This window comes from Azospirillum mesophilum (assembly GCF_053470405.2).
In genome coordinates this window covers 104,105-116,950 of the sequence record NZ_JBPXMQ020000017.1, presented here as the reverse complement: position 1 = coordinate 116,950, position 12,846 = coordinate 104,105, and the positions used below count along the sequence as shown (strand labels likewise).

Annotated in this window: 11 protein-coding genes and 1 pseudogene; 10 read left to right on the top strand and 2 right to left on the bottom strand. The window is 69.5% G+C overall.

Features of this window, described 5'->3' with window-relative positions; genetic code table 11:
- Window positions 1-14: 14 nt before the first annotated feature.
- Both ACSVC7_RS17985 and ACSVC7_RS17980 read right to left on the bottom strand, forming a co-directional pair.
- Window positions 15-614, bottom strand: coding sequence for a TetR/AcrR family transcriptional regulator (locus ACSVC7_RS17985; protein ID WP_448205688.1), 600 nt, complete (start codon window positions 612-614; stop codon window positions 15-17).
- A gap of 150 nt (window positions 615-764) precedes the next feature.
- Window positions 765-1,733, bottom strand: a complete 969-nt coding sequence (locus ACSVC7_RS17980; RefSeq protein ID WP_448205687.1) for an IS5 family transposase — start codon at window positions 1,731-1,733, stop codon at window positions 765-767.
- Between the two features lie 98 nt (window positions 1,734-1,831).
- On the opposite strand from ACSVC7_RS17980, the pseudogene ACSVC7_RS17975 reads away from it, so the two are divergent.
- The 10 genes and pseudogenes from ACSVC7_RS17975 to ppsA form a co-directional block, all read left to right on the top strand.
- Window positions 1,832-2,011, top strand: a pseudogene (locus ACSVC7_RS17975) (phosphopantetheine-binding protein); the annotation flags it as partial.
- A gap of 82 nt (window positions 2,012-2,093) precedes the next feature.
- Window positions 2,094-3,851, top strand: coding sequence for an acetate--CoA ligase (gene acsA / locus ACSVC7_RS17970; protein WP_483508486.1), 1,758 nt, complete (start codon window positions 2,094-2,096; stop codon window positions 3,849-3,851).
- Complete coding sequence (gene pdhA, locus ACSVC7_RS17965; RefSeq protein ID WP_448205684.1) at window positions 3,848-4,900, top strand: pyruvate dehydrogenase (acetyl-transferring) E1 component subunit alpha; 1,053 nt, start codon at window positions 3,848-3,850, stop codon at window positions 4,898-4,900. Before acsA ends, pdhA begins: the two co-directional genes overlap by 4 nt.
- A complete protein-coding gene (locus ACSVC7_RS17960; protein WP_448205683.1) occupies window positions 4,897-5,919 on the top strand; it encodes an alpha-ketoacid dehydrogenase subunit beta in 1,023 nt (340 codons plus the stop codon). Before pdhA ends, ACSVC7_RS17960 begins: the two co-directional genes overlap by 4 nt.
- 12 nt (window positions 5,920-5,931) lie before the next feature.
- Window positions 5,932-7,113 carry a dihydrolipoamide acetyltransferase family protein gene (locus ACSVC7_RS17955; RefSeq protein WP_448205682.1) on the top strand — a complete coding sequence of 394 codons (1,182 nt, stop codon included), beginning with the start codon at window positions 5,932-5,934 and terminating at the stop codon, window positions 7,111-7,113.
- On the top strand, window positions 7,110-7,421 hold the full coding sequence (locus ACSVC7_RS17950; RefSeq protein WP_448205681.1) for an acyl carrier protein: 312 nt from the start codon (window positions 7,110-7,112) through the stop codon (window positions 7,419-7,421). Before ACSVC7_RS17955 ends, ACSVC7_RS17950 begins: the two co-directional genes overlap by 4 nt.
- 81 nt (window positions 7,422-7,502) lie before the next feature.
- Window positions 7,503-9,131: a chaperonin GroEL gene (groL, locus tag ACSVC7_RS17945; RefSeq protein WP_448205680.1), complete on the top strand. Its 1,629-nt coding sequence runs from the start codon at window positions 7,503-7,505 to the stop codon at window positions 9,129-9,131.
- Between the two features lie 30 nt (window positions 9,132-9,161).
- Window positions 9,162-9,437, top strand: a complete 276-nt coding sequence (locus tag ACSVC7_RS17940; protein ID WP_448205679.1) for a hypothetical protein — start codon at window positions 9,162-9,164, stop codon at window positions 9,435-9,437.
- Between the two features lie 20 nt (window positions 9,438-9,457).
- Complete coding sequence (locus tag ACSVC7_RS17935; protein ID WP_448205678.1) at window positions 9,458-9,913, top strand: YbhB/YbcL family Raf kinase inhibitor-like protein; 456 nt, start codon at window positions 9,458-9,460, stop codon at window positions 9,911-9,913.
- 508 nt (window positions 9,914-10,421) lie between these two features.
- Window positions 10,422-12,830, top strand: coding sequence for a phosphoenolpyruvate synthase (gene ppsA, locus ACSVC7_RS17930; protein ID WP_448205677.1), 2,409 nt, complete (start codon window positions 10,422-10,424; stop codon window positions 12,828-12,830).
- Window positions 12,831-12,846: the final 16 nt, after the last annotated feature.

Sequence of the window (12,846 nt, the reverse complement as noted above, 5' to 3'; positions counted from 1 at the left end):
GGGTCAGCCCCTCTTCAGGAACCGTCGTTCGGAGCCGGGCCGGGCACCAGGCCGGACCACAGCGCGTCCACGAACAGCGGGACGGCGTGCGTCAGGTCGTCACCCTGGTGGAACTCCATCATCTCGAACAGCGCGAGACTGTGGATGGCGGCGATGAGCAGGCTGGCCGATGCCATGGGGTTCTCGACACGGAGCAAGCCCTGCTCGGTCCTCTCTTTCAGGAATCCGGCGAGGGCGGACACGATCCGGCTGTTCGGATCCTCCCCGAAATGCGTTGCCACCTCGGCCATGCTGATGGCCGGGTTGGTCATCAGATGCACCGCCGTCGGGATGATCGTCCGGTAATGGGCGAGCAGGCGCCGGCCCGTCTCCACCAGCGCCGCCCGCGTGTCCGCGATTTTCGAAGCCACGATGGCGTCCGCATCGACGTCCGGTGGCAGCATGGCGGCGAGGAACAAAGCAGCCTTGGTTGGAAAGCGCTGGAAGATGACCGCCTCGGAAACGCCCGCGCGCTGGGCAATGTCCTTGGTCGTGCCGAAGGCTCCGCGTTCCAGGAAAACCGCGCGCGCGTGCGCCAGAAGCGCGGTGTCGTCGATAACCCTCTTGCGTCCCATGGCGGCGTCCTTTCTTTAAAAAGTGATCACTCACTTTTAAATCGCCGTCAAGCCGGAAAATTGGACCGTGCGCATGAACGGAACGGTGTACTGTGACTTTGTTGCAGCAAGGTGATTTCGGTCGCAGGAACCCCTTTTCCGGCCTTCTGATTACGCGACGCGGACGGAGTCCGGGCGTCCGAGGTCGAGCATGTGGTTCAGGATCCGGACCGCGATGGCGATCTCGGTGTTCCGCCGATCCTCGGTGCGGAATCGCAAGCCGTCACCGATGACGCGCTTCCAGCGGCTGAAGAACGCCTCGACCAGCGCGCGAACGTTGTACCGGGAGGCTTTCTGCCACGCCATCCGTCCGTGCTTGGCGATGTGCCGGAGGGGCCGGTCGCGCTGCGTCGGGTTGGTCGCGGCGTTCGCACTCGGCACCGCCGTGGAGCGGGGCGGCACGACCACGGCGGCGTCCGGGGTATGCTCCGCCACGGTTTCGGTCACGCCGGTCTGGTCGTAAGCACCATCGGCCACGAACGCGGCAAGGGGCTCCTCAACCTGGCCCAGCAGAGCACCGACCTGCGAGCCGTCATCGACATCGTGGTCGGTCAGAGTCGCCGCCACGATCCGCCCGCTGACGGCATCAAGCCCGACGTGCCGCTTCTTCCAGGCGCGTCGGCGCTGGGTTCCATGCTTTTCGACCAGCCACTCGCCGGGACCACACAGCTTCACGCCGGTGCTGTCGACCAGCAACTGTACCGTTCCACTTGGTGAAGCCGGCATGGCCGGCAGGCACACGGCCTTGGCGCGGCGGCTGAGGGTGGAATGGTCCGGAACGGCCAACTCGACCCCGAGCAGTTGGAGGAGGGAGCCGACCAGGCCTTCGGTCTGGCGCAACGGCAGCCGGAACAGGGCGCGCAAGCTCAGGGCGGTCGCGATCGCCAGGTCCGAGTAGGTCCGCTGACCGCCGGGGGTGGTCCGCGTCTCCGCCCGCCAGCGGTCCACCGCGTCGGCCGTGAACCAGATCGTCAGGCTGCCGCGCGCCCGAAGCCCCGCATCATAGTCCGCCCAGTTGCGAACCCGATAGCGCTGCCTGGGAAGGCGATGGCGGCGGGACGCGTTGACTTTGAACGGCATGATCGGACCGAGACGGCAGCGAAGGGGAGGCCTTCTACCGCGCCGCCCCCAGTCCCGCAACCTACCGCCTCGATGCAACAAGGTCCCTTGGCGTCGCCACAGACGACGTGACCGCCGAATCGACGCTGGCAGACTTGGGCGCGGACAGCCTTGACGTCACCGAAATTGCGATGTGGATCGAGGATGAGTTCGGAACCTTCGTCGCGAATGACCGAATGACCGGTTTGGGGTCGGTCGGCGACATTACGGCCGTGTTGCCCCAGCAGGGCGGGTCCTAACCTGGGTTAAGATGGTAGCGGCAGGATGCGCGTACTCTGTCCGGACGGCAGGTGGGCCGATGACGGCGGAGAGGACGGCGCCATGCCCTGGGAGACGATCCGCAAGCGCCCCGAAGACACCGAACGCGCGAACCTGAAGAGCTACGCCGCGGCCTGCGCGTCCTTCACGTGGGACAAGGCGCGTGCCGATGTGAACGGCCTGCCGGGCGGCGGCCTGAACATCGCCCACGAGGCGCTCGACCGGCACATCGCCGCCGGGCGGGGTGACCGCCTGGCCCTGCGCTGGCTCGGAAAGGATGGCACCGCTCGCGACTTCCGCTACGGCGAACTTGCGGAGGAAACGGGGCGGTTCGCGGCGCTGCTGGCCGGGCTCGGCGTTGGCCGGGGCGAGCGCGTGTTCAGCCTGCTCGGCCGCGTGCCGGAGCTGTATGTCGCCGCGCTCGGCACCCTGCGGAACGGCAGCGTGTTCGCCCCCCTGTTCGCGGCCTTCGGGCCGGAACCGGTGCGCACGCGCCTGACGCTGGGCGACGCCCGTGTCCTGGTGACGACCGAGGCGCTGTACCGCCGCAAGGTGGAACCGTGGCGGCATGAGCTGCCCGGGCTGAGGCACGTCCTCCTGGTCGGAGGAGCGACCGGAGAGGCGGCGGGTTGCGTCGACCTCCGGGCTGCTCTCGCTGACGTCGCGCCCACCACCGGCTGCGCGTTCACCGGACCGGAGGACATGGCGCTGCTGCACTTCACGAGTGGAACGACCGGCCGGCCGAAGGGCGCCGTGCACGTGCACGAGGCGGTGGTGGCCCACCATGCGACCGCCCGGGCGGCGCTGGACCTCCACCCCGACGACGTTTTCTGGTGCACCGCCGATCCGGGCTGGGTGACCGGCACCTCCTACGGCATCGTGGCGCCGCTGACGGTCGGCTGCACCATGATCGTGGACGAGGCCGAATTCGACGCGGAACGCTGGTACGGCATTCTTCAGCGCGAGCGGGTCACCGTCTGGTACACGGCTCCCACCGCCATCCGCATGCTGATGAAGGTCGGGGCCGAGTTGGCGCAGCGCTTCGACCTCGCCTCGGTGCGGTTCATGGCGAGCGTCGGCGAACCGCTGAATCCGGAAGCCGTGGTGTGGAGTCAGCAGACCTTCGGGCGCCCGTTCCATGACAACTGGTGGCAGACCGAGACCGGCGGCATCATGATCGCCAACTTTGCCTCTGCCGACGTGAAGCCCGGGTCGATGGGCCGCCCCCTGCCGGGGATCGAGGCCGCGATCGTCGCGCGCACGCCGGACGGGGATGTGCGGGTGGCTGACGCGCCGATGACGGTCGGCGAACTGGCGCTGCGCCCGGGGTGGCCATCCATGTTCCGCGGCTATCTGGGGGAGGAGGAGCGCTACCGCCGCTGCTTCGTCGGGGGCTGGTACCTCACCGGCGATCTCGCGATGCGGGATGCCGACGGCTACGTCTGGTTCGTCGGGCGCGCCGACGACGTGATCAAGTCGGCCGGCCACCTCATCGGCCCGTTCGAGGTGGAGAGCGCGCTGCTGGAGCATCCCGCCGTGGCCGAAGCCGGCGTGATCGGCCTGCCGGACCCGGTGGCCGGGGAGGCGGTCAAGGCCTTCGTCGCGCTGAAGCCGGGATGGACCGAATCCGTTGCGCTGCGCAAGGAACTGCTCGGGCACGCGCGCCAGCGGCTTGGCCCGGCGGTGGCGCCCAAGGCGCTGGAGTTCCGCGCGGGGCTGCCGCGGACGCGCAGCGGGAAGATCATGCGGCGGCTGCTCAAAGCGCGCGAGCTTGGCCTGCCCGAAGGCGACCTTTCGACGTTGGAGGCGGACGACCGATGAGCGACGTCGTGGAATCCCACAGCGGTGACGGCCATGCCAGTGATGCCCATGCTGATGCCCATGCCGGCACCAAGCCGCACCTGACCCGCGAGCATCTGCTGGATTTGCTGCGGCAGATGCTGCGGGTCCGCCGTTTCGAGGAAGCCTGCGGCGAGCTGTACCAGCAGGAGAAAATCCGCGGCTTCCTCCACCTCTACATCGGGGAGGAGGCGGTGGCGGCCGGCGTGATGCCCTGCCTGACGGCGGAGGACGCGGTTGTCGCCACCTACCGCGAGCACGGGCACGCCGTGCTACGCGGCGTCTCGATGAACGCGGTGATGGCGGAGATGTACGGCAAGGCCGAGGGCTGCAGTCGCGGACGCGGCGGCTCCATGCACCTGTTCGACGCCGCGGCCCGCTTCTACGGCGGCAACGCCATCGTCGCCGGCGGGCTGCCGCTGGCGGTCGGGCTGGCGCTGGCGGACCGGATGCAGGGACGGCCGGCCGTCACCGCCTGCTTCTTCGGCGACGGGGCGGTGGCGGAGGGCGAATTCCACGAAAGCCTGAACCTTGCCGCCTTGTGGAACCTGCCGGTGCTGTTCGTCTGCGAAAACAACCTGTACGCCATGGGCACCCGGCTGGAGCGGGCGCAGTCGGAACCCGACCTGCACCGCAAGGCAGCGGCCTACCGGGTGGCCTCCGACGCGGTGGACGGCATGGACGTGGTCGCGGTGGAGGCGGCGGCGCGCCGCATGGTGGCGGCGATCCGCGACGGCGCGGGGCCGCAGTTCCTGGAATGCCGCACCTACCGGTTCCGCGCCCATTCGATGTTCGACCCGCAGCTCTACCGCGACAAGGCGGAGATCGAGGAGTGGAAGCGCCACGATCCCATCGACCGGCTGGCCGACTGGATGCGGCAGACCGGCATTCTCCACGACGGCGATCGCGCGGCCATCGAACGGGACGTCGCCGCCGAGGTCGCGGCGTCCATTGCGTTCGCCGAGGCCGGACGCTGGGAACCGGCCGGGGATCTGACGCGCGACGTCTACACCCGCGAGGTTGTGCCATGACCGAGGTCACGCTGACCGCCGCCCCCGTGGACGGTTCCGTCCGCACCACCACCTACCGCGACGCCGTGCGCGACGCGATCCGCGACGCGCTGAACCGCGACCGCCGCGTCTTCCTCATGGGCGAGGATGTCGGGCGCTACGGCGGCTGCTACGCGGTCAGCAAGGGGCTTTACGACGAGTTCGGGCCGGAGCGCATCCGCGACACGCCGCTGTCGGAATCGACCTTCGTGGGGGCGGGCATCGGGGCGGCGCTGGGCGGCATGCGGCCGATCGTGGAGATCATGACGGTCAATTTCAGCCTTCTGGCGCTGGACCAGATCGTCAACAACGCCGCCACGCTGCGTCACATGTCCGGCGGCCAGTGCAGCGTTCCCCTGGTCATCCGCATTCCGACCGGTGCTGGCCGCCAGCTCGCCGCCCAGCATTCGCACAGCCTGGAGGGCTGGTACGCCCATGTCCCCGGCCTGCGCGTGGTGGCGCCGGCGACGCTGGAGGACGCGCGCGGCATGCTGTGGACGGCGCTTCAGGACCCCGACCCCGTCATCATCTTCGAGCACGTCATGCTCTACGGGATGGAGGGAACCCTGCGCGCCGACGCCGGGCCGGTGGACATCGACCGCGCGGCGGTGCGGCGGCCGGGGCGCGACGTCACGCTGATCGCCTATGGCGGCACGCTGCACAAGGCGCTGGCCGCGGCCGAGGCGCTGGCGGGGGAGGGCGTTTCGGCGGAGGTGATCGACCTGCGCACGCTGCGGCCCCTCGACGCCGACACCATCCTCGCCTCCGTGGCCCGCACGCACCGCGCGGTGATCGTGGACGAGGGCTGGCGCTCCGGCAGCCTCGCGGCGGAGGTGAGCGCGCGCATCATGGAGGGCGCTTTCTGGAGCCTGGACGCCCCGGTCGCCCGCGTCTGCTCCGCGGAGGTGCCGATCCCCTATCCCCGCCATCTCGAACAGGCGGCCTTGCCCCAGCCCGACGCCGTCGTGGCCGCGGTGAAGGCCACCCTGGCGGCGTCGTGAGGGGATTGGGCGATGGCAACCTTCCGCATGCCCTCGCTTGGAGCCGACATGGCGGCCGGCACGCTGGTCGAATGGCTCAAGAAGCCCGGCGATCCGGTTCGGCGCGGCGACATCATCGCCGTGGTCGAGACGCAGAAGGGCGCCATCGAGGTCGAGGTGTTCGAGGACGGCGTCGTCCAGCAAATCCTGGCCGAGCCCGGGGCCACCCTCCCGGTGGGAACGCCGCTCGCCACCATCGCGGGCACCGGGGGAGAGCCGGCCGCCGAAGCCGTCGAGCGGGCGGCTGCCCCGTCCCCTGTGCCGTCGGTTCCTGTGCCGTCGGTTCCCGCGCGGTCGGAGCCGGCTTCGGCGCCGCTGCCGGACGGGGTGGGGCAGGGGCGCCGGCCGGTGTCTCCGGTCGCCCGGCGTCTGGCCGCCCGGCATGGCATCGCTCTGTCGGGCCTCCGCGGCCACGGACCGGGCGGCGCCATCCTGCTGGCCGACGTGGAACGCGCCGTCGCGGCGCCGGCACGCCGCCCCGCCGGGCTGAACCTGGCGGAGATGCGCCAAGCCATCGCCGCGGCCATGGCCCGGTCGAAGCGCGAGATTCCCCATTACTACCTGAGCACCACCGTCGATCTGTCCAAGGCGCAGAGCTGGCTCGCCACCGTCAACGCCGACCGGCCGCCGGAACGGCGCCTGCTGTTGGCCGCGCTGGAGCTCAAGGCCGTGGCGCTCGCTTTGCGCCGTCTGCCGGAATTCAACGGCCATCACCGGGACGGCGCCTTCCAGCCGGGCCAGGGCATCCACGTCGGCGCCGCCGTGGCGATCCGCGGCGGTGGCCTCGCCGCTCCGGCGATTCACGACACCGACCGTCTCGGCCTCGACGAACTGATGGAGCGGTTCCGCGATCTGGTGGCCCGCACCCGGGCCGGGCATCTGCGCAGCTCCGAGCTGGGCGACCCGACCATAACCGTCACCAGCCTTGGCGACCGCGGGGTCGACGGCGTGTTCGGCGTGATCTACCCGCCCCAAGTGGCCATCGTCGGCTTCGGCCGGCCGGCCGAGCGGCCCTGGGTCGTGGACGGGCGGCTTGCCGTCCGTCCGCTGGTCACCCTGACGCTCGCGGCCGATCATCGGGTCAGCGACGGCCACCGCGGCAGCCTTTTCCTGGCGGACATCGACCGCCTCCTGCAGGAGCCTGAAGCGCTATGACCCCCAACGATTTGCGCGTGATCGTAGCCGAGGAACTGAGCGACGTCGCCCCGGACGCCGATCTCTCCCGCCTGGACCCCGACGCGGACCTGCGCGAGGCGCTCGACATCGACTCCATGGACCATCTGAACGTCATGACCGCCCTGTGCCGAAGGCTGCAGATCGCCATCCCGGAGGTGGACTACCCCAAGCTGACCACGCTCAACGGTGCGGTCGCCTACCTTCTCGCCAAGACGGCCGTGCACCCCGGGTCCGGCGCCGGCCGGGAACCGAGGTCGGGATCAACGACGCGGAATGTCCGATCATGAGGGAATTCGGCCTCGTGGGTATTCCGGACGAAACACGGTGACCGGGCAAGTCACCGTCCGACGCAGCGACAGGAGAGGACCATGGCCTCGAAGGACATCAGGTTTTCCACGCAAGCGCGCGAGCGGATGCTCCACGGGGTCGACATCCTGGCCGACGCGGTGAAGGTGACGCTCGGCCCGAAGGGGCGCAACGTGCTGATCGAGCGGCCGTACGGCGCCCCGCGCATCTCCAAGGATGGTGTGACGGTGGCCAAGGAGGTGGAGCTTCCCGACTACTTCGAAAACATGGGCGCCCAAATGGTGCGCGAGGTCGCCAGCCGGACCAGCACCGAAGCCGGCGACGGCACGACGACCGCCACCGTGCTGGCCCAGGCCATCGTGCGCGAGGGCGTCAAGGCCGTGGCCGCCGGCATGAACCCGATGGACCTGAAGCGCGGTATCGACCTAGCCGTCGAGGCGGCCATCGCGGACATCCAGGCGCGGTCCAAGAAAATCTCCACGATGGAGGAAATCGCCCAGGTCGGCACCATCTCCGCCAACGGCGAGCGCGAGATCGGTGACATCCTCGCCCGCGCCATGGAGCGGGTCGGCAACGAGGGCGTCATCACCGTGGAGGAGGCCAAGGGCACGGCGACCGACCTCGACGTGGTCGAGGGCATGCAGTTCGACCGCGGCTATCTCTCGCCCTACTTCGTGACCAACGCCGACAAGATGATCGCGGAGCTGGAGGACCCCTACATCCTGCTGCACGAGACGAAGCTGTCCGGCCTGCAGCAGCTTCTGCCGGTTCTGGAGCAGGTCGTGCAGTCGGGCAGGCCGCTGCTGATCGTTGCCGAGGACGTGGAGGGGGAAGCGCTGGCGACCCTGGTCGTCAACAAGCTGCGCGGCGGGCTGAAGGTCTGCGCGGTGAAGGCGCCCGGCTTCGGCGACCGCCGCAAGGCGATGCTGGAGGACATCGCGATCCTCACCGGCGGGCAGCTGATTTCCGAAGAACTCGGCATCAAGCTCGATTCCATCACGATCGACATGCTGGGCCAAGCCAAGCGCGTCCGGGTGGAGAAGGAAACCACCACCATCATCGACGGTGCCGGCGCGCGCAAGGTCATCAAGGCCCGCTGCACCCAGATCCGGCACCTGATCGAGGAGGCCACCTCCGACTACGACCGGGAGAAGCTGCAGGAGAGGCTGGCGAAGCTGGCTGGCGGCGTCGCCGTTATCCGCGTCGGTGGGGCGACGGAGACCGAGGTGAAGGAGCGCAAGGACCGCGTGGACGACGCGCTGCACGCCACCCGCGCGGCGGTCGAGGAAGGCGTGGTGGCCGGCGGCGGGGTGGCCCTGCTCTACGCCGAACGCGCCCTCAAGGGGGTGAAGCCGGCCAACGACGACCAGCGCGTCGGCATCGACATCGTGCGCCGCGCCCTGGAGACGCCGGCCCGGCAGATCGCCGCCAACGCCGGGGTGGACGCGTCCGTCGTCGTCGGCAAGCTGATGGGGCAGGCCGACACCAACCTCGGCTACGACGCCCAGACCAACGAATACGGCGACCTCGTGCAGGCCGGGATCATCGACCCGACCAAGGTGGTGCGCATCGCGCTCCAGGACGCGGCGTCGATCGCCGGGCTGCTGATCACCACCGAGGCGATGGTCGCCGAAATCCCCGAGAAGAAATCCGCACCGCCGTCGCCCGGCATGGGCGGCATGGAATTCTGACGAAAGCCGTGATCGGCAAGGAAGGCTGAAATGATCCTGACCAACGAGGAACTGCAGCGCGAGCGCGCCGACCACCAGCTGGTCGCCGACGCCCTGGCTTCGGTCCGCCTGTTCCGCAGCCTGTTCGGCGACGGCGAGCAGACCCGCGAATGGGTGCGGGAACTCGTGCTGGTGATGCACCGCAAGGGCTGCCAGGAACGGCACGGCGAACGCGAAGCCCTGCTTGCCACCACCGCCGATGCCATCGCCCGCACTTACCTGGGCCATTCCGCCCAGCAGCTGGAATGGCCCGAGGCCGGGGGCTGAAAAGCTGAAGGAGGGACGCCATGCAACTGTCCAGCCGCGCCTTCGGGAGCAACGACCGCATTCCGAACCGCTACACCTGTGACGGCGGTGACGCGGTGCCGCCACTGGAATGGGCGGACGTACCGCCGAACGCCCGCAGTCTGGCGCTCGTCTGCACCGACCCTGACGCGCCGTCGGGAACCTTCTACCACTGGGCCGTTTACGACCTTCCCGCCGACGCCCGCCAACTGCCGGAACAGGCGCCGGACCGCGCCCATATGGGCCTGCGGGAGGCGGTGAACGACTTCGGCAAACCCGGCTGGCGCGGGCCCTGCCCACCGCGCGGGCATGGGCTCCACCATTACCGCTTTCGGCTCTATGCCCTGGATGTTCCGACCCTCGGTCTCGGCGGAAAGACCGGCTGCCGGGATGTCGAGCGTCTTGCCCGCCAGCACGCCGTGGCCGAAGCCGAACTCATGGGTGTGTACGCCCGGTGACGGCGCGATCCACGCGCCGTTGACGGTTCGCGGGCAGTCGGCGGGTGAATTGGAGCCCCGTGTTGTGATGCGGGTGATGCCGAAGCCGGTCAGCACATCGCCCGCGAAGGCGATGCGGCGGATCGCTTTCACGTCATCCGCTATGGACGCGTGTCGAGCGACATTCCGGTGCCGACATCCCGGTGCCGGGGCGCGGCCGCCTGATCGTCCAGACCCTTCATGAGGGGGGTGTTTTCGACTGGTCCTGGGTGGTGTCGCCGTATCGCTGGGCCTCCGACGCCCGCGCCGAGACACTGGTTCGCGCGGTGCGCATGCGGCTTTCATCGAGAAGTAGGCGAGAAGTAGGCGATCCGGCTCCGCTGCGCGAACGTGCCGATCATGGATGGCCTCTCTCCGGTCCTGTTGGGGCCATTTTGCGGGCCGGAAGCGCCCTCCGCGTTAAACTGGATTAAGGCGCCGTTCCCTTTGCCCGGCCACAGTGTGCGGAATGCACAAACAGGAGACGGGCATGTCGGACGAGACCTACATCCGTTGGTTCTCCGAACTTGACCGCGACGACGTTGCGTTGGTCGGCGGCAAGAACGCCTCGCTGGGTGAGCTGTACCGCCATTTGAAGCCCCTGGGGGTCGCGGTGCCGGAAGGCTTCGCCCTGACCGCCGTCGCCTTCCGCGACGCGCTGACCGAGGCGGGGGCATGGCAGGAACTCCACGCGCTGCTCGACGGATTGGACAAGAGCGACGTTGCCCGCCTCGCCCGCGCCGGAGCCCGCGCCCGCGAAATCGTCTATGCCGCCGGACTGACCGCGCCCATGGAAGCTCAACTCCGCACGGCCTATCGCCATCTGCTGGGTGAGTATGGAGACGGCCTTACCGTGGCGGTCCGCAGTTCCGCCACGGCCGAGGATCTGCCGACCGCCAGCTTCGCCGGCCAGCACGAGACCTACCTGAACGTGACGGGGGAGGCGATGCTGCTCGACGCGGTGCGCCGCTGCCACGCCTCTCTGTTCACCGACCGCGCCATCTCCTACCGGATCGACCAGGGTTTCGACCATTTCAAGGTCGCGCTCTCGGTCGGCGTGCAGAAGATGGTGCGCTCCGATCTGGCCTCGGCCGGGGTGATGTTCACGCTGGACACCGAGTCCGGCTTCCGCGACGCGGTGTTCATCACCGGCGCCTACGGGCTGGGGGAAACGGTCGTCCAGGGTGCCGTCGATCCCGACGAGTTCTACGTGCACAAGCCGACCTTTCGGCAGGGGCACCGGGCGGTGCTGCGGCGGCGTCTGGGCGAGAAGCAGGTGCGGATGATCTACCGGCCCGGCCGCACGCGTGAGGCGACCTGCACCGTTCCGACGCCCGATGCCGACCGGGAGCGGTTCTGCCTGACCGACGAGGAGGTGCTGCGGCTGGCCGAAGACGCCATCCGGATCGAAGACCACTACGGCCAGCCCATGGACATCGAGTGGGCCAAGGACGGGCTGGACGGCGGCCTCTACATCGTCCAGGCGCGGCCGGAGACGGTCGCCTCCCGCCGCGCGGCGCTGGAATTGGAGAGCTTCGTGCCAGAGGCGAAGGGAACGGTGCTCGTCACCGGCCGGGCGGTGGGCGGGCGGATCGCGACCGGCCCTGCGCGGGTGGTGAGCGACGCGCACACGCTCTCGGCCTTCCGCCCCGGTGAGGTGCTGGTCGCCGACACCACGACGCCCGACTGGGAGCCGGTGATGAAGACGGCCGCCGCCATTGTCACCAACCGGGGCGGGCGCACCTGCCACGCCGCCATCGTCGCCCGCGAGCTGGGCATCCCCGCCGTGGTCGGGGCCGATCACGCGACCGAGGCGATGCGCGACGGACAGACGGTGACCGTGTCCTGCGCCGAGGGCGACACGGGCAAGGTCTATGACGGCGCCGTGCCGTTCCGCGTGGAACACATCCATCTCGGCCGCCTGCCGCGCCCACGGACCCGCATCATGGTGAACCTCGGCAACCCGGATCAGGCGTTCCAGACCGGCCAGCTTCCCGTGGACGGCGTGGGGCTGGCGCGCATGGAGTTCATCGTCAACGAGTCCATCAAGGCGCACCCGATGGCGCTGGTCCATCCGGAGCGCGTGGCGGACGTGGATGACCGGGCGCGCATCGTCCGCCTGATCCGCAACCATCCCGACGGCGGCGCCTACTTCGTCGAGCGGCTGTCGGAAGGGATCGGCACCATCGCCGCCGCCTTCTATCCGCGTCCGGTCATCGTCCGGCTGTCCGACTTCAAGACCAACGAATACGCCTCCCTGATCGGCGGGCGGTCGTTCGAGCCGGTCGAGGAGAACCCCATGCTGGGCTTCCGGGGAGCCTCGCGCTACGCCCACCCGGCCTACGAGGAGGGCTTCGCGCTGGAATGCCGCGCGCTGGCCCGCGTGCGCGGGGCCATGGGGCTGACCAACGTGAAGGTCATGGTGCCCTTCTGCCGCCGCCTGGAGGAGGCGGAGCGCGTCATCGCCGCCATGGCCCGCCACGGGCTGGAGCGCGGGCGCGACGGATTGGAGATCTACGTGATGTGCGAGATTCCGAACAACGTGCTGCTGGTGGACGAGTTCGCCAAGCTGTTCGACGGCTTCTCCATCGGCTCCAACGACCTGACCCAGCTGACGCTGGGCGTGGATCGGGACAGCCCGCTGGTCGCCTTCGACTTCGACGAGCGCGATCCGGGCGTGCTCGCTTTCCTGCGCCAGGCGGTCGAGGGCGCGCGGCGCAACGGGCGGCCCTGCGGCATCTGCGGGCAGGCGCCTTCCGACTATCCGGAGATCGCCGAGTTCCTGGTGCGCCTGGGCATCGATTCCATCAGCCTGACGCCCGACAGCGTGCTGAAGACCCTGCGCGCCGTGGTGGACCTGGAACAGGGGCTCGGCCGCGCACCGCGGGAAGTCGCCTGAACAAAGGCAGTGAACG